The organism is Mesorhizobium sp. M1D.F.Ca.ET.043.01.1.1, assembly GCF_003952385.1.
GTDB lineage: Bacteria > Pseudomonadota > Alphaproteobacteria > Rhizobiales > Rhizobiaceae > Mesorhizobium.
Genome location: NZ_CP034444.1, coordinates 870,952 through 889,358, shown reverse-complemented (window position 1 = coordinate 889,358; position 18,407 = coordinate 870,952). Strand labels below are relative to the sequence as shown.

Here is an 18,407-nt window from a genome sequence, read left to right as displayed (position 1 = left end):
GATGGCTGGTGAGCGCACCGAACCGCCGCGCCAGCTGCCGCTCGACCTCGGCCACGGCACCGGTTATTCGCGCGACGAGCTCGTCGTCTCCGGCACCAATGCCCAGGCGGCGGCACTGGTCGACCGCTGGCCGGACTGGCCCTCGCCGGTGGTGGTGCTGGCCGGGCCTCCGGGTTCCGGCAAGACGCATCTCGCCCAGATCTGGCAAACACGGGCGCATGCGGTCGCCATCGCTCCCGACAGGATCGGCGAGAACATCGGCGGGCTTGGCGCGATGCCTGCATTCATCGACGACGTCGACAAGAGCCCGATCGACGAGCAAGGCCTGTTCCACCTGATCAACACGGTGCGCGGCGCCGGCTCCACGCTGCTTCTGACGGCGCGGCGCTTTCCCTCCGCCTGGCGCGTTACGCTGCCGGACCTCGTCTCGCGGCTGAAGGCGGCGGCGACGATCGAGATCCACGAGCCGGATGACCTGCTGCTTGCCGGCGTCATCACAAAGCTCTTCGCCGACCGCCAGGTCGAGGTCGAGCCGCATGTCGTGCAATATCTGGTGCGGCGCATCGAACGCTCGCTGGCGACCGCCATGCGCGTCGTCGAGCGCCTCGACCGCGCCGCGCTCGAACGCAAGACGCCGATCACCCGCGCACTTGCTGCCGAGACCGTCAGCGCCATGGACGAAGGGCAGGGCGAGTTCGATATTTAAGGCATGGCTCCCGAAAGTGGGAGCGGGTTTCGGGACAAAGACATGCGTAAAATCAAAACCTAAAGCGCACGGAGCGAATCTGAAAGATCGATGCGCCTTAGGATAACGAGGAAGGCGCTCGACCGAGAGGTCCTTCTACGCCCATAGCCCTGACAAATGCTGGACCAGTAGATAGACCCCCGTATGCGCCGCCACGTAGCAGGTGGCGACGAAGACAAAGAATATGAGGCTCGCCGATCGCGACCGGCCGGCGCCGCCATTCTGCCTCTTGCCCGGCCGGTTGTTCCAGATCCACAGGGCAGCGCAAAGAATTGCCCAGACGACCATGACCGGAACCGTGAAGCCGTAATAGGCCAGGTAAGCCGGGCCGATCAGCGACAGCAACGCCTCAACACCAGGCATCGGAAAATCCCCCTTTTGTCCAAAGTCTAGACCGGCGGCTTAGTTGGAAGCGAGCGATTATTCGAGCGGTGCTCGGACAGAAACTGGTGTACTTCCGAAAAGTTCTGGCGTTCGATATCGAAGCGGCTCGTCGCTGTGCCAGTCTCGCCGTAAAGGCCAGAACCGCCGGCAAGGGCTTCCCGGTTCCGGATGGCTACACCGCGGCGATCGCCGCCGCGAAGGTTTCCAGGTCGCTTCGCGAGATGCCGGGCTGTTCCATGCGGCGGGTGTGCCAGTCATCAATCCATGGGATGGCGCATGGTCCCATTCCGGGACGGTTCCCGCTGGCATCCATCTTGCACCGTGAGAGACGCCGGTTGATCCCGGTCCCGATCGCGTTTCAGATCGGGTTGTAGGCTCGCCGGGCTTGAGGTTGTTGGGGACTCGCCCGGCGGGTTTACGGCCGCTTCCAACTGGCTGAACTGCTGATCGTCGCGGCAAGGCGAGGGGTGGTCGAGGAAGTGTCAGCCTTGATCGATGGGCTTGGCTTCGAGATCGCGCCGGTGACCGAGGGTGCCGCGCGCCGCATCGCCGAGGCCTGCGCGCGGTGGGGCAAAGGCATCCACGCAGCGGCGCTCAATTTCGGCGACTGCTTCGCCTATGAAGTGGCTAAGGATCGCGGCTGCCGGCTGCTCTATGTCGGCGAGGATTTTTCGAAGACCGACATCGAAAGCGCGCTATAGGATCGCAGCCCCTGCTCATCGATTGGAAACAAGACAGAAAATGGTCGGAGTGGCGTGATTCGAACACGCGACCCCCTGATCCCAAATCAGGTGCGCTACCAGGCTGCGCTACACTCCGACGCTCGCGGCGTATAGGGTTCCGTGGCCCGGAAGGCAACCCAAAAACGGAAGCTTTCGCACGCGGAACGCGCCTCAGCGCTTTTGCCTGGCAATCCTGCCGGCGACTGCCGCGCCCTGGATGCGGGCGTTGGCGAAGCAGCCGCGAATGCTCGGCCGCATGCCGGTGAACCAGAGGCCCGGCAGCTTCGGGTCGCTCGCGGCACCGTTGAAAAGCGGCACGCCCTTGGCATCGAGCACGCCGAGTTTGCCCACCATCGCGTCCAGGCCGGTACGGTAGCCTGTCGCGGCAATGACGATGTCGGGCGCGATCGTCTGGCCGTTCTCGAGGACGACGCTGTCGTGTCCGAACGCCTTGACCTGCGGCACGACGATGATGCGGCCGGCCTTGATCGCCTCGACCGCGCCGTCGTCGGCGGCGATCGCCGTATAGTCCGAGCCGAGGCGGCTGGCGCCGCCCGACTGGGCAGGGGGCAGGCCGTATTTCCTGAGGTCGCCGAAGACCAGCCGCTGCGTTGCCGCCATAACCGCGTCCGCCAGCCGGGCCGGCAGGCGCGCCATGACGGGCGAGAAGCGATGCACGGCGATCTTGCCGATGCGCTTGGGCAGGAGCGACGGCCCGTTGCGCGCCGAGAGCCACATCTGTCCGGTCTCGACGCCGGAAAGGTGGTTGAGCGCGTCGAAGCCGGAATTGCCGGCGCCGACCACCAGCACCTTCTTTCCGGCATAGTCGCCCGCCAGGCCGAAATGCGCCGAATGCACGATCTTGCCCGAAAAATCCTTCATGCCCTTCCAGGCCGGGATGAAAGGCTGCCGGTCGCGGCCGGTGGCGATCACAACATGGCGGGCCGCCCGCCGTCCCGCGTTGGTCTTCACCAGCCAGTGGTCGCCGCGGAATTCGATTTCCTCGACGACGATGCCGAAGGCGATCGGCAGCCGGTGCGTCCGGGCGAAGTCGTTGAGATGGCGGATCACCGCGCTGCGGTGAGGAAAGGCAGGGGTGCCTTTCGGAAAGGAAACCCCGGGCAGTGTCGAAAGGTCACGATGCGTGTTGAGATGCAGGTTCTCATGGCGGTGATGCCAGGGCTCGGCCAGGCGTCCCTCGCGCTCGAGGACCTCGGTGGCGACCCCGGCCTCGATCAAGGCGTAGGCGGTCGCCAATCCCGCGGCGCCGGCACCGATCACGATCGCTCCTTCGAGGATCGCCGGTTCGCCGGTCCAATCCGGCGAGATTTCCGCTTCCATGCCCATTCTTGTCTTTATCGTCGTCATGGCTCTCAGGTGCCACGGTCATGTATCCGACATATGCCGCCGACAAGGCAATGGGAATGGGCCGCGGTTGCGAAGGGCCCGGCATTGTGTCGCGGATAGGGGGCCGTCTGCCGGGCCGCAGCCGCTTGCGGGCGCCGCCGTTGCACAGTATTGACGAGTTGGCGCGCGGCCTCGGGCTCGAATTCGGCTTTTCGGACGCGCGCCGCGAAAAGGGTGCCCGGTCTTCGGGCGGCAAAGAGGTGGTCATGTCCGCGCGCATTTTCAGCCCAGCCAAAACCGCGATGCAGTCCGGCAAGGCCAAGACCGGCCACTGGGTGCTGGAGTTCGATCCCGCCCAGCGCAAGAAGATCGACCCGCTGATGGGCTACACCACATCAGGTGACATGCTGAGCCAGGTGCGGCTCACCTTCGACACGAAGGAAGAGGCGGTCGCCTATGCCGAGAAGCAGGGCATCGCCTTCCGCGTCGAGGAACCCAAAGAGACCAAGCGCCGGCAGATTTCCTATTCGGACAATTTCCGTTATGACCGCAGGACGCCCTGGACGCACTGACCTCCCGGTCGAGCGTCCCTCGGCGTGAGTGCATCAGCCGGCCTCGGCCGGCCAGCGGTCCCGTAGCTCAGCTGGATAGAGCACCGGCCTTCTAAGCCGATGGTCGCAGGTTCGAATCCTGCCGGGATCGCCAATTCGTCCGCCGCGCCCGAAGAGGCAGGCTGAGTTCGACTTTCATCAGTTGATGAGATCTCTGCCGCGCCGTGGCTGCGGAGTCAGCGCGACCACATGTGTCGCTGGCGCCATAAGTCTATGGGCGTTCGCCAAAGACGATATCGAGCGGCTTCTTTAATTTGCTGAGCAATTGGCGCGTCGCCGTAGACATTGAAGAATTGATGAACGCGCGGTCCGGCGAACAGCCTTTTACCCCGCGTGTTGTAGTTCCTAATTTTAAGGCGATGCGGGCTGATGGTTCGACCATCTTGGGATAGGGCGATGCCAATGCAGAACTGCTCAGCAGCATCTATCATCGCGATCTCATGAACGGCGAGCATCGGAGGATAGGCGTCGAGCAGGGCAGGAAGGTTGTCACGGTGCACGCCGAGGATGCCGCTATTCCACATCGGCTCATGGCCGGTCACGACATAGTCGCCCACCCGAACACCTTTGCCCTCCAGCCGCGGGCACCACGCATGCGGCCCCTCGCAAAGACGCATGATTGAATGGCAGGGCGTAATGGCCTCGAAGGCTCGGGATGGGTTCCCGACCGGGTACATATCCGTGTCCATGAAAAGCAATCGGTCAGCGCGCTTCAAAAGCTTGATAAGGCCCCCCGCCTTGATGCCGAAATGATAGCGCCAATCGAAGGATAGCTCGTTCTTCTTCTCGGCGCTCACAAGTATCGTCTCAAGCGGGTATCCGCGAAAGAACGCCGGTCTGTCAGTTGCGACGATTATCTTGGCGCCGGGGCAATGGTGCAAAAGCTTAAGCGCGCTGAGTAGCGCGCCAAGGTGATAGAGCTCGTTGTCGCCATAGGCGATGTAACCAAAGACGTCATTCATTCGGTCAAGTCGTTCATTCTATTAGGCGGAGCGGGCCGTCCGCTCCACTATCAACACTCCCAGGCGCAATCCACCGCAAAACACAGCGCCAAGAGACGAAAAAGGCTGCAACCGATATCTTCGGCGATCCGGTCCCAACCTGAAGATCACTCGCCCGGCTTGTGAAACCTCAGGCTTGTGGATTTGGCCCGTCTGCGGCTATGTCGTTGTTGTGCTGGGGTAGGCCTTCAGAATGTCCGTATTATCCGGCTGGTTGAGGAACGCTCGCTCGAAACTGCCGGAACACGTGACGGTAGGACGCCACACCTATGGGATGTCACGGCGGAAGGTTTTTTTCGCCTCAAAGGAGGCCCCGCTAACGGTTGGGGCTTTCTGCTCGATCGCCGGTGAAGTGCTTTTCATGTGCTCCGGTCAGCATTTGACCGATCGCGCCACGACATTTCCGATCCACAGCCGGATGCTGAAGCAATCCGATCCCGTCGGAAATGGCGGCAGACCGAGCGGTGTCACAATCGGCAACGACGTCTGGATTGGCCACGGCGCTATAATATTGCCGGGGGTCGTGATCGGCGATGGCGCAGTCGTCGGCGCAGGGGCTGTGGTCACCAAGGATGTGACGCCTTATGCGATCGTTGGCGGCTCGCCGGCCCGACTGATTAGATATCGCTTCCCTGACGATGTGATTTCGAAGCTGCTGGCAATCCGGTGGTGGGAATGGGACGACGATAAAATCAAACGGGAAGCCGACACGCTCACCGGCCCCATTGAGACTTTCATAGAGAGCCATTTTGTGGCAGGCACCGCTTCGGCGTAGTACGGCGGCTGGGATAAGCAGTTGGGTGGCTCAAACTGCGTAAACCGCAATTGATTTTAGATCGGCCGGTCAGGCGAAGCTCGATATCATGGAGGCAGGCTTGCAGCGGCCGTGCTACTTCTTGGCTACGGATAGCAATTATTTTCCCTATGCATGCCTAACGGCGCGCCGGATATTGGATGTTTCCGCGCCAATTGATGGCTTCATTCTCCACGTGAAGGTTCGTGAGAGCGATATGCAGGTCGCGAGGCGGCTGCTCGGGAACAGAGTAGCGCTGCTCGACGTGTCTGACTTCATGGATCGCGTTGGCTTCCGCTTTGGCACCTACAGCATCGCTGCCTATGTCCGCCTGTTCGCGGACTTGCTACCGCAATTCGACAGCTATGGCCGGGTCGCCTACACCGATTGTGATGTCCTGTTCAACCGCGACATCAATGACCTGGCTTGCCAAGGGCTCGACGCGCCTCTGCTCGCGGCCCACGACGATTACATGTACTTCCGGCCGTCTTATCGCAAAAGCCTCGGGATGAAGCAGGGCGCGCCATACTTCAATTCCGGCGTGCTGGTCTTCGACATGGATGCGGTGCGCGCGGAGGGCCTCCTGGAGAGGACGCGCCAGACTGCCATCAATGGAAAAATGAACGACCAGAACGCGCTCAACATCGTCTTCGAGGGCAAATGGCAGACGATGCACCCGAACTGGAATCTGATGTCGAACGCCACCAGCGAATTTCGGTTCTCCCAGGCCTATGCCCGGCATTTCGCGGGCGGCAAGCCATGGGGCAACCAGGTTGGCGTCGAACCTGAAGCCCTTAAGGTGTGGCGCGATCTGGCAAAGGGCACGCCCTGGTGCAAACCCTTCGAGCAGCGCGTGCCGTTCGAACGCGGCGTGATCAAGCGCTTCCTCCGGCGTTTCGACGCTGTCGCAGGCGTGTTCGGTAGGGATGTTCAGCGCCGCCGCGCGCGCTATGACGGGGCGAAAATGCACCGGATCTACGCCAGGCAGGCGGAGGCGGGGGAGATCGCGGTTCAGTTTCCGGAAGTGCTTGGCGGGTTCGACTGATCGAGGCGGCGAACGGTCCGGGGTCGCTCGGGCCCACCTGTGGATAGTAACCTCTCGTTCACCACAACCTGACCCCGGCGTTGAATCCGGAGGCCCCGCTCGCCGAAATGAAAGGGCCTGAACAACAGGCGCCCGAAGCCCAGCGGCCGGCGTTTTCATGTACCCCGGGGGAGGCGCTCTGAACCCTCTCCAGTATACGCCGGCCGCGCTGCAGTTTCCGTCCAGATTGCCCGGCGCAAAAATCAAGCCCGCCCCGGCGATGGGAAGGCCGGAACGGGCTCGGCTTGGGTCTGGAACCCCGTAGTCACGAGACTACAGGGAAGAAACAGGTCGGCGGTTGCAATGTTCCGAAATCTCTCGGCTTGCGGGTCGCCGACTAGGCCAGCAGGCCGGCGGCCTTCGCCGCCTTGCGCAGGGTTTTGCGGGCTTCGACGGGACTTCTCAAACCGTCGAGCGCATCGCGGCAGACACGGCTTGCCGACCGCCAGGCGCCGTCGCGCGCCCGTCTTGGCCAGCGCTGGTCAAGGCATTCGACCGCCTCGAAGCAGCTTGAGACCTTGTGTTGTCCGCTTGGTTCGAAATCGATCACGACCGGCTCTGAAAACCAGACGTCGTTCATCACATCCTCCGTTCGTATGATGGTCTTTTGACAGCGGCGCCGGCGGGCGCCGGTTGGGATGCGGGTCCGGGATGATTGGCGGACCCGCGCATTAACCAATCACTCCCGATAATGTTCCGAAGAATTCTTGAGATCGGCGATCGGTCGTCCGGGTCGGCTCACGGGCCGGATTTTTGTCGGCGCAAAAGACGTGTGACCAAAGTCACCTGGCTGCGCTGTCGCCCGCGGTGGCGGTGCTTTGTGGCTCTTCTACAGATAGGCAGGTCGTCAGTTGCCGCCGTGGACCTATTCGACCAGCACATGCGCTTCGCGCGCGGCGCTGATGAAGGCTTCCCTGGCGTTGTCGGCCGGAACGTCGCCGCTCATTGCCCGGCGGCAGGCACGCAGCGCCGCGCCATGCTGCGCGCTGCCGGCATCGCGCCATTGGCCTGTCAGCAATTCCACGGCCTGTTGTGCATTGGAAATATGTCGGATCGAGCCTGCCACGCCGACGGCGACTTCGACCGGTCTGGAAAACCATCCCTGGATCATCGCGAAACCCCTGATGCGTTGTGAGCGGATGATAAACGCGCAACTGCCCGGCAGGTTTCATCCCGATATTTCAACAGGATGTGAGCAGCGCACCGACAACGGGCATGGCCCAGTTTCATCGTCCGAGCGGCTTGCGGGAAAGTTCGATGAGTTCGGCTTCGTCGGTGATGCCGGCCATGTAGTTAGCGATGATGCGCGAGGCGCGCGCCTCCTTCTGCTCTTCGGTTTCTCCATCGACGCGCCCGCTCTCGAAGACGCGCCCGAACAGGGCAGTCTCGGCGGGCGTGAACGCGTTTCGTGAAATGTTGGACATGGGCGTTTTCCTTCAGCTCATGTCCCCCTTTCTTCCCCGGCTAATGTTAACACGGGTTCGCAAACGAGGGTGAGTCTTCAAGGAGATGGCGACAATGTCTTTCGTGACGTCCGGGCCAGTGGGGCTTTCGCCTCGTTGTCTGGACTTCAGGCATGCCGAATACTGGGCCAGCTTCGCTATATCCTTGCCGAAACAACGAAGCGCTGATACTCATTAGCAGCGCGGAATTATTCCGAGTCTGCGCCAACTTGCGTCACGCAGCAACGCGGCGCATGCTGTCCGAGGCCAATATCCCGACGTGGTGGCAACCGGGTTACGAAGGGGTTTGGTCGAACAAAGAAGCAGGGCAGGTTCCGACTCCGTGTCGGTGCAGGCCAACCAAATGCTCTGGAATTCTGAAGCCATTGCCCCCATGGCCTCGGAAGAGCATGAACATGGGGAAACCGATGGTGACGAAGAAACTTACCGCCAACGCAGAAAGCGCGGCAGCCTTTCTTGCGGTGATGGGCAACGAGAAGCGTCTGCTCATCATGAACTACCTGGCCGAGGGCGAACTGTCGGTCGGCACGCTTGCCGACAAGGTCGAACTCAGCCAGTCCGCACTCTCCCAGCATTTGGCCAAACTGCGCAGGTTTGGCCTGGTCGACACCCGCCGCGACCGCCAGATGGTCTACTACTCCTGCAAGTCGTCCGCAGCGCGTGAGCTCCTCGCTCTGCTCGACGGCCTGCTGACCATGGACAGGCCGCTCGCCGGCCCGGCCCGGCAGGCTCTTGTCGAAAGGATGCGGCGGCCCCAGGCCGCGTGATCGGCTGCGGCGCAGGCGAGGGCCGGAGCGGCCTTCGCCTGCGCGAATGCAACGGGATGGCAACGCGCCGCGCGGTGCCGGTATTTTCTTTTGCCTATTGTTTGTTTTGCCTATTGTTTAGCCGGAATATTCCGATCCGTAATTCCCATTACAAATTCGTAATTTAGCGGCCACAAGTTCGCCGGGAATGCGCTTGAGACAGCGGCTTAAAGCGCCTCGCCAGGATCCGTTCCTGCGCGACGCGGTTCAAGGAGCCTTGCCGAATGTCCCGTGACGCCTACACGTCCACCCAAAAATTCCTGCATTGGGCGCTCTTTGTGCTGGTCGTATTGCTCTACGCCCTGACCTATGGCGAAGACCTGCTGCGCCGCGGGGATCCGACCGTCGAGGCCGTCTGGCGGCTGCATATTTCGTTCGGGCTCCTGCTCGCCGCGTTCGTCTTTTGGCGGGTGGTCCTGCGCGGCATGAGGGGAGCGCCGCGCCTCCCGGCGGATATGCCTGCCCCGGAGCGCGCCGCCGCCCGGATCGGGCATTTCGTTCTCTACGCGCTGCTCGTGGCGATTCCCGTGCTCGGCATCCTTTTGACCTGGTTCAGGGGCGACGCGTTGAGCTTCTTCGGCCTGTTCACCGTGCCGGCCCCGTTTGCCCCGGACAGAGCGACCGCGCGGACCATCCGCGAACTGCATTCGCTGTGCGCGAACGGCATACTGATCGTGGCTGGCATACATGCCCTGGCCGCGCTCTATCATCACTTCGTTCGCCGGGACACGATCCTGACCAGAATGCTGCCGGGAAATCGGCAGCCTCTCTGAGCATCCGCCTGACCGGCTCGTCGGGTGGCGGGAGGCCCATTGCGTCCTTGCCCGTGTCTCGCCGGCGTTCCATCACTTTTGATTGAAGGGCGCCGCATCGGCGCACTCGCGGATGCTTGCAAGGCGATGATAATACGGCCCTTTTTGCCGACACCGCTCGCTGTTGCCGGCACGAAGCTTACGGATTTGTAAATCGCCCGCCGGACCGCCATTGGCTAAGGTCAGCGGGATCCACACCCCCGGATCATTAGGAGCCAAACTTCCACTTTGGCGCCCGACGAGGCCCGTCGCTCCCGACGGGCCTCTTTCGTCTGGGTGAGCGGGCTTAGGGTGCGGCTTGCCGGCGCGTGACGACGCTGCGCACGGCGAGCACCAGCACGGTGATGATGATCAGGATCACCGAGAGCGCCGCGATCGCCGGGTCGATGTTGTCGCGCAGGCCCATCCACATCAGCCGGGGCAGGGTGATCGCGTTCACCGAGGTGATGAACAGCGTCACGCCGATCTCTTCCCAGGAGAGCACGAAGGAGAGGAGCGCGGCGGTGACGATGCCGAACTTGATGTTGGGCATGATGACGCGCGTCGCGCGCTCCCACACGGTTGCGCCGAGGCCGCGCGCGGCGAGGTCGATGCGGCGGTCGAGCTGGCTGAGCGAGACCAGGATCAGCACCGTTGCGAAAGGCACGGTCATCACCGAATGCGCCATCGCCACACCCAGCCATGTGTCGTAGCCGAAGAAGGACGAGATGCCGGAGACCGAGGTGAGCAGGAAATAGAGCGTCACCGCCGAGACCACCGGCGGCACCACCATCGGCAACAGCACGAAGCCGACCAGCGCCGCCGTGAAGCGCGGCTGGAACATCCACACCCCCAGGCTGAAGGTGAGCGCGAGCACGGTGGAAAGCGCGCTGCTCACCACGCCGACCCGCAGCGAAAGCAGGATGGACTCCAGCCAGCGCGGATCCTCGATCAGCGAGCGATAGTGGCGCAGCGACAGTTCGCCCGTCGGCATGGTCAGCATGCGGCTCGGCGTCAGCGACACCGGGATGACGGCGAGCAACGGCATAAGCAGGAACAGCGCCACAAGCACTGCGAGGATGAGCGAGACGGGACCGGGGCGGTAGGTCGGCATCGCGCTACACCAGTTGCTTCGGTTTGACGTAGCGGAAAAGCAGCGCCATCAGCGCGCCGACGAACACCACCAGCACCACGCTGATCGCTGCGCCCAGCCCCCAATCCGGGCTCTGGAAGATGCGCAGGTAGATCAGTTCGGCGATCATCACGCTGCGGCCGCCGCCGAGGATCGCCGGCGTGACGAAGAAGCCGAGCGAGAAGACGAAGGTGATCATCGCCGAGCCGATGATGCCGGAGCGCGTCATCGGCACGAACACGGTCCAGAAGGTGCGCATGCGGCTGGAGCCGAGCCCGCGCGCCGCCAAAAGCACGCGCTCGTCGAGACTGCGCATGGCCGATGCCAGCGGGAATACCGCGAAGGGGATGAGGAAATGCGACATGCCGACGATGACGCCGAACTCGTTGCGCACCAAAGTCAGCGGCTCGGAGATGAAGCCGATCGACTGCAGCCAGGTGTTGATCAGCCCGCGGTTGGATAACAGCGCCACCCAGCCGAAGGCGCGCGTCAGCACCGAGATCCAGAACGGCACCAGGATGCAGAACTCGGCAAGCACGCGCTGCACCGGACTGCCGCGCACCCACACCACGGTGATGGCATAGGCGGCGGTGACCGAGACGACGGTGACGATCGCCGCGATGCGCAGCGTGCGGATGAACACCGATTGAACCAGGTCGTCGGTGAGCAGGGCGTGGTACTGGCCGAGGCCGGGCGAGGGGAGGGTAAAACTCCACTTCACCACGCCGAGGAAGGGCCAGGCATAGGCAAAGATGAGGAACAGGAGCAGCGGCGCCATTAGCAGCGCCGCGCCCATCCTGTCGGAGAGGATGCCTCTCATCGGTCCGAAATCTCGGCCTGATCAGGCCGAGATGATCTTTGTGTATTCGTCGAGCGCTGCGCCGTAGTTCTTGGCGTACCACTCCATGTCGAGCGCGATCTGCTTCTTCATGTTCTCCGGATCGACGGGATTGATGCGCTTCTTGTCGGCCGGGATCAGCGCGTCGGCCGCCGGGTTCGCCGGGCCCTGGCCGAGCTTGTCGAACATAACCAGTTCCTTCTGCGGATCCTGGGTGCTGGCGATGAACTTCATCGCCGCTTCCTTGCCGCCGGGATTGTTCTTGAGCACGGCCAGCGCGCCGGGCGAGATCAGGCCCTGGTCCCAGATGAACTTGATCTGGCCGCCCGAGTCCTGCTCGATCAGCGAGGCGCGCGTCGACCACACGATCGCCATGGAAGCTTCGCCGTTGAGCAGCACGCTCTGGCTTTCGGCGCCGCCGCCCCAATAGGAGACGACGTTTTCCTTGAAGGCGGCGATCTTGTCGTGCGCGCGCTTGAGGTCGAGCGGGTAGAGCGAGGCTGGCGCCACGCCGTCGGCGAGCAGGGCGGCTTCCCAGCTCGACACGCCCCATTTGTAGAGCGAGCGCTTGCCGGGGAATTTCTTGACGTCGAAGAAGTCGGCCATGCCGGTTGGCGCGTTGGAGCCGAATTTCTGCGAGTCATAGGCGATCACGTAGGAGAAGAAGTAGGTCGAAGCGGCGTATTCCCAACCGAAGCCCTCGCGCATCTTCTTCTTGTCGACGATTGTATAGTCGATCGGTTCGAGCATGCCCTGGCCGCCCAGCGTGATGGCCGAGAACGGATCGACGTCGACCAGATCCCAGGTCGGCGCGCCGCTCTTGAACTGCGCGGCGATCGCGCCTTCGGTTGGACCCGAGCCGTCCATCTTGACGGGAATGCCGGTGTCCTTGGTGAAGGCCTGGCCGTAGGCTGCGTCGTAAGCCGTGATAGCGTCGCCGCCCCAGTTCACCAGCACCAGCCCCTTCGTCTCGGCGAAGGTCTGGGTCGAGCGCAATAGCATCGGCGTGCCGGCAAGCACAAGGCCGGCAAGCTGCGCGAATTGCCGGCGCGAGATCTCGCCGCGCTTTGCTCTTTCGGCAAGCGATTCGATGGTCTGTTTCCTGGCATCGTTCGTCATGTCAGTTCCCCTTGTTTTGTTTGATCTGATCCGGAAGCCGGTGCGGCGATCTTCAGGCCGCTTCGGTGCTCATTGTCCTCCGTCCGGAAGGAGGAAACCTTTTTCGGCCGGCCAGGTCAGCCAGACGGAATTGCCCTTGCTGAGCGCTGCAGCCGCGACCTCGTTCGGCACCGAGACGGTGACCTTGGCGCCCTGGCGCGTGGTGAGGTCGAGCTTGGTCGCTGCACCCAGATAGGTGGAAGCAACCGCGGTCGCGGCAATGCCGTTCTCGCCGACGGCGGCCTCAGGGGCGATCGACATGTGCTCGGGGCGGATGGCGAGGATGGCGTCGCCGCGGACCTTCTCGGCCTTGCAGCGCATGTTGACCGCGCGGTCCTCGCAGAGGCCCGTCGCGCCATTGTCGGCGGGCTTGACGCCCTTCACCGGCAGCATGTTGATCTCGCCGAGGAACTCGGCGACGAAGCGATTGTCCGGCCGGTCGTAGACCTCGTCCGGCCTGCCCACCTGCAGAAGCTTGCCATGGTTGAAGATGGCGACGCGAGAGGACAGCGCCAGCGCCTCGCTCTGATCGTGGGTGACGAAGACGAAGGTGGTGCCGGTCTCCTGATGCAGCCGCTTCATCTCGGCCTGCATCTGGCCGCGCAGGCTCTTGTCCAGCGCCGAGAACGGCTCGTCCAGCAGAAGCACGCCCGGCTCGAACACAAGCGCGCGGGCCAGCGCCACGCGCTGCTGCTGGCCGCCGGAAAGCTGCGCCGGCAGCTTCTTCTCGTGGCCGTTGAGGCCGACGCGATCGACCATCTCGCCGACGCGCCGCTTGATCTCGGCGGCCGATTTCTTGCGCACCTTGAGCGGGAAGGCGATGTTCTGTTCCACGCTCATATGCGGGAAAAGCGCATAGCCCTGGAACACCATGCCGGCGGCGCGCTGTTCGGCCGGCCGGTCGGTGATATCGACGCCGTCGCTGAAAAGCCGGCCCTCGCTCGGTTGCACGAAGCCGGCCAGGATCATCAGGAAGGTGGTCTTGCCGGAGCCGGATGGACCGAGCAGCGTCAGGAACTCGCCGCGGCCGATATCGAGCGACAGATTGTCGAGCGCTCGGAACGAGCCGAAGCTCTTGCCGATCCCATTCGCCTTGATTTCTGCGGCCCGGCCGGGTTGCTGCATCCTGCCTCTTTCCTCACCGTCAACTCAAATCGTAGGCACGGCTGCGGCTCACCGCAACCGAATAGTTTTCGCCTGATCGGCAAATTTGATTCACGTCTGGAAAGGGCGGCGCCCTGCCTCAGTAGTTCGCCACCCTGTTTTCCGACAGCTTGGCCCTCAGCCAGTCGCTGAAGGCATTGAGCACCGGATGCCCCGCCTTCGCATGCTCGAAGACCAGGAAATAGGCGCGCGGCGAGGGCACCGACGCTTCGAACGGCTTCACCAGCCGGCCCTCGCTCAGCGCCCGGCGCCCGAGCAATTCGTCACCCAGGGCGATGCCCTGGCCGGCGATAGCCGCCGAGAAGACGAGGTTCATGTCGGAGAAGAAGATGCCGCCTTCGGTATCGGGATTTTCCACCTTGGACAGCGCCAGCCAGCGCGACCAGTCCTCGGTGTCGGAGAGATGGAGCAGGTTGGCTCGCAGCACGTCGGCCGGTTTGGCAAAGCCGCCGACCTTGTTGAGCAGCGTCGGGCTGCAGAGCGGCATGAAGGAGACTTCGCAAAGCAGCTCCACGGCGCGGTTGGGCCAGTTGCCGACGCCGAAGGCGATGAAGGCGTCGGCATCCGGATTGCTGACGTCGTCGAGGCGGCGCGGCGTCAGCACCGACAGCGCCACATCCGGATACATCTGCTGGAATTCGCCGATATGGGTGCACAGGAACATCGAGGCGAAGCCGGGCGGGCAGGAGATGGCGAAGGAGCCGCCGACGCCGGCGCCGTTGGTCTGCGTTCCGGCGTCGCCGAGCACGGTCAGCGCCTTGCGCACATCCGAGGCGTAGCGCTGGCCGCGCGGCGTCAGCGCTACGCCCTTGCCGATGCGCTGCAGCAGATCGAAGCCGAGGTCGCGCTCGAGCAGGCGAAGCTGGTGCGAGACGGCGCTGCGGGTGAGGTGGAGCTCGTCGGCGGCGCGCCACACGCTGCCGTGACGAGCAAAACTGTCGAGGGCGCGCAGCGCCTGCGTGGATGGTATGCGCAAGAGGCCTCAGGTGAACCGAATTTGCACGAGCCGGGAAAACATATCACTTTTTGATGAGCCGCTTCACTGCTTTTCTTGCGGCATGGAGAAACCGGTGACGACCTCGGCGCAAGAGACCGCGCTTGCCTGCATCGACGGGATCCAGCCGCTCTTGTCGGCCTGGACGCGCACCATTTTCGACTTCGGCGAGACCGCCTGGCGCGAGTACCAGTCGGCGGCCTGGTATGTGGACCGGCTGAAGCGCGAGGGCTTTTCGGTCGAGGAAGGTTCCGGCGGCATGCCGACCGCCTTCTGCGCTCACTGGACGAACGGCGACGGGCCCACCGTCGGCATGTATGCCGAATATGACGCCGTGCCCGGCAACTGCCAGGACGCGGGTGTGGTGAAGCAGCCGCGCCCAGGTCTCGGCGTCGAGGCCGGCGGCCACACCGATCCGCATTCGGGCCTCGGCATCGGCAGCCTCGGCGGCCTGCTCGCCGCCAAGGCGGCGATGCAGCAGCATGGTATTGCGGGCACGCTGCGCTTCACCGGCGAGCCGGCGGAGAAGGTGAGGGGCTCGAAGCCGATCCACGCGGCCAAGGGTTACTATGACGGCCTGGCCGCCATAATCTCCTTCCACCCTTTCTACATGCTGCCGCTCTGCAACACGGCGCGCTGGGACACGCATTGCGGCGCGGCCTATGCGATGATCTACCGCTTCGTCTGCGACGAGCCCGAAAATTGGGTTCGCGCAGGCGATGGCGCGCCGATCCCGCAGGCGCATTCGGCAGTGAGGGCGCCCGGCGCCAACGACGCGCTGATGATGATGTACATGGCCTCCAAGGCGCTGCGCGATTCCATGCTGACGCATCAGGGCGGCTGGTCGATCAGCGAGGCGATCCTCACCGCGGGGCAGGCGACCGCCGACAACCTGCCGGCTGGTCTTGCCGAGATCCAGTACATGATCCGCGTGCCGACCATAGCCATGGCCGAGCAGGTAGCCGCCGTGCTCGACCGCAACGCGGAGGCGGCGGCCAGGATGAGCGGCTGCCGCTACGAGCGGCACTTGGTGTCGAAGTCGCGGCCGGGCCTCGCCAATCACGTTATGGCCGATATCACCTACCAGGCGCTGTCGACCGTCGGTGCGCCACAGTGGAACGAAGAGGCGAGGGCCATCGCCCGCGAGATCCAGGTCAATGCCGGCGGCGAGGCGACCGAGAACCCGTTCATCGACGAGATGGAGCGGCTGATTTCGCCGCAGGAGGCCGAGGCGATCCTGCGCCGCGATCTGCCGCCGTCACAGGTGAACTCCACCTCGGACGACTACACCGATATGAGCTGGCACGCGCCGACATCGCGCTTCTACGTCGGCCGTCCGGCGCTGCGTTCGGCCAAAGGCCGCGCCTATCCGGCCTGGGTCATGAATGCGCTTGGCGGCATCCCGGCGACCATCGACCCGATGGTCACTTGCGCTTCGAAGACGGTGGCGCTGACGGCGCTTCGCCTGCTCGAGGACAAGGCCGCGCGCGATGCCGCGATGGACGAGTTCGTCGCCCGCACGGGCGGCGGCGTCGGCGGCTCGAACTGGATCGCGCCGCTTTGCGACTATGATCCGCCGATCCATTTCCGCTGGCCGGAATATGTCACCACGCCGCGCGGGCGCGACTGGTGGATTCCGTCCGCTTCCACCGCATGACAAACATCGATCGAGGAGAACCCCATGACCGTCCATGACCGCATCGTCGCCGAGCCCTTCTCGCTGCAGCGCCGCAATCCCAATGGCGGCACCAAGCCACTGACCGCCTGGGGCTTCGCTAACGAGACCGATCCACTGACCGACGTGCTGCTCGGCTCGCCCAATTTCCTGCGGCATCTCTCGACCAGTTCGCTGTCGAGAAAGCATCTGCGCGAGGCGCCCTGCAACATCCAGATCGCGCAGGCGCAGCACAAGGACCTTGTCGCCGCTTACGAGCATTTCGGCGTCAACATCCACTGGCACGAGCCGACGCCGGAACTGCCGATGCAGGTCTATTCGCGCGACTCCAGCGTCATGACGCCCTACGGCGCCTTCATCACCGCCATGGCCAACTGGTGGCGCCGAGGCGAGAACTACGCCGCCATCCGTACCTATGAAAAGCTCGGCATCCCGATCTACGACATGGTGACGGCCGGCACCTTCGAGGGCGGCGACTTCAACGTCATCGAGGAGGGCGTGGTGCTGATCGGCTGCGGCGGCGCCCGCACGCAGGAGGAGGGCGCCCGCCAGGTGCAGGCCTGGTTCGACAAGGAAGGCTGGGAGACGCGTATCGCCTTCATCGACGAATACTATGTCCACATCGATCTCATGGTGGTGCCGATCGCCGAAAAGCTCACCGCGGTCTGCCTCGCCTGCACCGAGCCCGGCATCGTCGACTGGCTGAAGGGCAAGGGCCACGAGATCATCGACGTGCCCTTCCAGGACACGATGGCGCTCGGCTGCAACTTCATGTCGCTCGGCAAGGACAGGGTGATCGCGCCGACGTCGAGCAAGACGCTGATCGAAAAGCTCAAGGCCCAGGGCTTCGAGGTTGCGGCCGTCGACATGAGCGAGATCTCCAAGACCGGCGGCGGCATCCACTGCATGGCGCAGGCGCTGAAGCGCGTGAAGGCGTAGGGGCGGTTCGCTTTATAGCGTGCGGGGGTGCAAATACTCCGATGCTGGCGGGACAGTGCTCTCTCTGTCCTGCCGGGTAGCGGAGCGAGGCAGGGCGGATCGATCGGGCATTAGCCGAGGTTCCCGGCGAAACGTTCGGCCAGACGGTCCCGCCGAAAAGCCTCCAGCACGAAATCGACGAAGACCCGCGTCTTGGCCGGCAGCAGGGTGCGGCTCGCGTAATAAGCGAGAGATCGAGCCGAGATCTGCATACCAATCAGGAACGAGGCGCAGCAGCGCTTTGCTCTCCAGATGGGGCAGCGCTTCCGGTGGCGGCCACCGGCACGGACGTCGCCCATGTCGAAGACGGGCGGATCAAGTCGCTGCACGTCTTCCTCGACCCGGAACCGCGCTGAACACGCTCGCCCGTGTTCAACGCGAATTGCCGGGCATGTTGTCGGTTGCTCAACGCGCAGCCTTCCTCGGCGCGACAAGCGCATCCAGGCGCTCCTGCAGGTGGCCGTTGAGCACGATCATCTCCTTCAGCGCCTTCACGGGGTCGCCCTTGTGCCGGGCGATGAAGCGCTCGGCGGTCGCCTGAAGTGCCGCTTCCTGGCGGCTGTCGAGCCTGACGATGTGGTCCATGGCGGGGGCTCCCTTTGGCTCGTATTAGCATGTGAACAAAAAGTGAACAAAAATGTCAAGAGCGAATTGACTTTGCGAGGAATGGGTTCCTATTTTGTCAGGAGATGGGGCGGTTGCTCGGGATCAGGGAGAGCCG

20 protein-coding genes, 2 tRNA genes and 3 pseudogenes are annotated in these 18,407 nt (G+C 63.6%); 11 read left to right on the top strand and 14 right to left on the bottom strand.

All coding sequences use genetic code 11. The features are described 5' to 3' along the window. The first annotated feature begins 1 nt into the window (after window position 1). Window positions 2–706 (top strand): DnaA regulatory inactivator HdaA, encoded by a 705-nt coding sequence (gene hdaA / locus EJ067_RS04625; RefSeq protein WP_126089496.1) that lies wholly within the window; start codon window positions 2–4, stop codon window positions 704–706. Window positions 707–841: 135 nt separating this feature from the next. Here hdaA and EJ067_RS04620 read toward each other — a convergent pair whose 3' ends face one another. After that, entirely contained in the window at window positions 842–1,108 is a 267-nt protein-coding gene (locus tag EJ067_RS04620) for a hypothetical protein (protein ID WP_126084878.1), read from the bottom strand. A gap of 86 nt (window positions 1,109–1,194) precedes the next feature. On the opposite strand from EJ067_RS04620, the pseudogene EJ067_RS35095 reads away from it, so the two are divergent. After that, a pseudogene (locus tag EJ067_RS35095) lies at window positions 1,195–1,454 on the top strand (hypothetical protein); the annotation flags it as partial. Between the two features lie 106 nt (window positions 1,455–1,560). After that, a pseudogene (locus EJ067_RS04615) lies at window positions 1,561–1,830 on the top strand (type II toxin-antitoxin system VapC family toxin); the annotation flags it as partial. 41 nt (window positions 1,831–1,871) lie between these two features. Here the strand turns inward: EJ067_RS04615 and EJ067_RS04610 are convergent. Together EJ067_RS04610 and EJ067_RS04605 are read right to left on the bottom strand one after the other, a co-directional pair. After that, window positions 1,872–1,948: transfer RNA gene (locus EJ067_RS04610), tRNA-Pro, on the bottom strand. 74 nt (window positions 1,949–2,022) lie between these two features. Then, a complete protein-coding gene (locus EJ067_RS04605; RefSeq protein WP_245468170.1) occupies window positions 2,023–3,219 on the bottom strand; it encodes an NAD(P)/FAD-dependent oxidoreductase in 1,197 nt (398 codons plus the stop codon). Between the two features lie 245 nt (window positions 3,220–3,464). On the opposite strand from EJ067_RS04605, the gene EJ067_RS04600 reads away from it, so the two are divergent. Together EJ067_RS04600 and EJ067_RS04595 are read left to right on the top strand one after the other, a co-directional pair. Continuing rightward, window positions 3,465–3,770, top strand: a complete 306-nt coding sequence (locus EJ067_RS04600; protein ID WP_126084876.1) for an ETC complex I subunit — start codon at window positions 3,465–3,467, stop codon at window positions 3,768–3,770. A gap of 56 nt (window positions 3,771–3,826) precedes the next feature. Continuing rightward, window positions 3,827–3,903, top strand: a tRNA-Arg gene (locus EJ067_RS04595). 82 nt (window positions 3,904–3,985) lie between these two features. Here the strand turns inward: EJ067_RS04595 and EJ067_RS04590 are convergent. Next, the gene (locus tag EJ067_RS04590) at window positions 3,986–4,771 is read right to left on the bottom strand and encodes a hypothetical protein (protein WP_126084875.1); all 786 of its coding nucleotides are present in this window, start codon (window positions 4,769–4,771) and stop codon (window positions 3,986–3,988) included. A gap of 232 nt (window positions 4,772–5,003) precedes the next feature. Between EJ067_RS04590 and EJ067_RS35755 the strand changes: the two genes are divergently transcribed. Both EJ067_RS35755 and EJ067_RS04580 read left to right on the top strand, forming a co-directional pair. Further along, window positions 5,004–5,585 (top strand): CatB-related O-acetyltransferase, encoded by a 582-nt coding sequence (locus EJ067_RS35755; protein WP_126084874.1) that lies wholly within the window; start codon window positions 5,004–5,006, stop codon window positions 5,583–5,585. A 175-nt stretch (window positions 5,586–5,760) separates the two neighbouring features. Further along, window positions 5,761–6,648: a glycosyltransferase gene (locus tag EJ067_RS04580; RefSeq protein ID WP_189510397.1), complete on the top strand. Its 888-nt coding sequence runs from the start codon at window positions 5,761–5,763 to the stop codon at window positions 6,646–6,648. Window positions 6,649–7,024: 376 nt separating this feature from the next. On the opposite strand, the gene EJ067_RS04575 is transcribed toward EJ067_RS04580, so the two are convergent. From EJ067_RS04575 to EJ067_RS04565, 3 genes are all read right to left on the bottom strand, one after another. Further along, a complete protein-coding gene (locus tag EJ067_RS04575) occupies window positions 7,025–7,267 on the bottom strand; it encodes a DUF982 domain-containing protein (RefSeq protein ID WP_126084872.1) in 243 nt (80 codons plus the stop codon). Between the two features lie 285 nt (window positions 7,268–7,552). Further along, window positions 7,553–7,798 (bottom strand): DUF982 domain-containing protein, encoded by a 246-nt coding sequence (locus EJ067_RS04570; RefSeq protein WP_059186167.1) that lies wholly within the window; start codon window positions 7,796–7,798, stop codon window positions 7,553–7,555. A 115-nt stretch (window positions 7,799–7,913) separates the two neighbouring features. Next, window positions 7,914–8,111, bottom strand: a complete 198-nt coding sequence (locus EJ067_RS04565) for a hypothetical protein (protein WP_126084871.1) — start codon at window positions 8,109–8,111, stop codon at window positions 7,914–7,916. Between the two features lie 446 nt (window positions 8,112–8,557). On the opposite strand from EJ067_RS04565, the gene EJ067_RS04560 reads away from it, so the two are divergent. Together EJ067_RS04560 and EJ067_RS04555 are read left to right on the top strand one after the other, a co-directional pair. Continuing rightward, window positions 8,558–8,917: a metalloregulator ArsR/SmtB family transcription factor gene (locus EJ067_RS04560; RefSeq protein ID WP_059186266.1), complete on the top strand. Its 360-nt coding sequence runs from the start codon at window positions 8,558–8,560 to the stop codon at window positions 8,915–8,917. 263 nt (window positions 8,918–9,180) lie between these two features. Continuing rightward, the gene (locus EJ067_RS04555) at window positions 9,181–9,729 is read left to right on the top strand and encodes a cytochrome b (protein ID WP_126084870.1); all 549 of its coding nucleotides are present in this window, start codon (window positions 9,181–9,183) and stop codon (window positions 9,727–9,729) included. A gap of 325 nt (window positions 9,730–10,054) precedes the next feature. On the opposite strand, the gene EJ067_RS04550 is transcribed toward EJ067_RS04555, so the two are convergent. The 5 genes from EJ067_RS04550 to EJ067_RS04530 form a co-directional block, all read right to left on the bottom strand. After that, window positions 10,055–10,861, bottom strand: a complete 807-nt coding sequence (locus EJ067_RS04550) for an ABC transporter permease (protein ID WP_126084869.1) — start codon at window positions 10,859–10,861, stop codon at window positions 10,055–10,057. A 4-nt stretch (window positions 10,862–10,865) separates the two neighbouring features. Continuing rightward, complete coding sequence (locus EJ067_RS04545) at window positions 10,866–11,699, bottom strand: ABC transporter permease (RefSeq protein WP_126084868.1); 834 nt, start codon at window positions 11,697–11,699, stop codon at window positions 10,866–10,868. Window positions 11,700–11,720: 21 nt separating this feature from the next. Continuing rightward, window positions 11,721–12,836: an ABC transporter substrate-binding protein gene (locus EJ067_RS04540; RefSeq protein ID WP_126084867.1), complete on the bottom strand. Its 1,116-nt coding sequence runs from the start codon at window positions 12,834–12,836 to the stop codon at window positions 11,721–11,723. A 69-nt stretch (window positions 12,837–12,905) separates the two neighbouring features. Next, window positions 12,906–14,000, bottom strand: a complete 1,095-nt coding sequence (locus EJ067_RS04535; RefSeq protein WP_126084866.1) for an ABC transporter ATP-binding protein — start codon at window positions 13,998–14,000, stop codon at window positions 12,906–12,908. Between the two features lie 118 nt (window positions 14,001–14,118). Next, window positions 14,119–15,015, bottom strand: coding sequence for a LysR substrate-binding domain-containing protein (locus EJ067_RS04530; RefSeq protein ID WP_126084865.1), 897 nt, complete (start codon window positions 15,013–15,015; stop codon window positions 14,119–14,121). Between the two features lie 82 nt (window positions 15,016–15,097). Between EJ067_RS04530 and EJ067_RS04525 the strand changes: the two genes are divergently transcribed. Together EJ067_RS04525 and EJ067_RS04520 are read left to right on the top strand one after the other, a co-directional pair. Beyond that, window positions 15,098–16,690: an amidohydrolase gene (locus EJ067_RS04525; RefSeq protein WP_189510395.1), complete on the top strand. Its 1,593-nt coding sequence runs from the start codon at window positions 15,098–15,100 to the stop codon at window positions 16,688–16,690. Between the two features lie 24 nt (window positions 16,691–16,714). Then, entirely contained in the window at window positions 16,715–17,647 is a 933-nt protein-coding gene (locus tag EJ067_RS04520) for a dimethylarginine dimethylaminohydrolase family protein (RefSeq protein ID WP_126084863.1), read from the top strand. A 110-nt stretch (window positions 17,648–17,757) separates the two neighbouring features. On the opposite strand, the pseudogene EJ067_RS04515 reads toward EJ067_RS04520, so the two are convergent. Then, window positions 17,758–17,953 (bottom strand): annotated as a pseudogene (locus EJ067_RS04515) (LysR family transcriptional regulator); the annotation flags it as partial. Between the two features lie 138 nt (window positions 17,954–18,091). Beyond that, on the bottom strand, window positions 18,092–18,271 hold the full coding sequence (locus EJ067_RS04510; RefSeq protein WP_126084862.1) for a hypothetical protein: 180 nt from the start codon (window positions 18,269–18,271) through the stop codon (window positions 18,092–18,094). Between the last annotated feature and the right edge of the window lie 136 nt (window positions 18,272–18,407).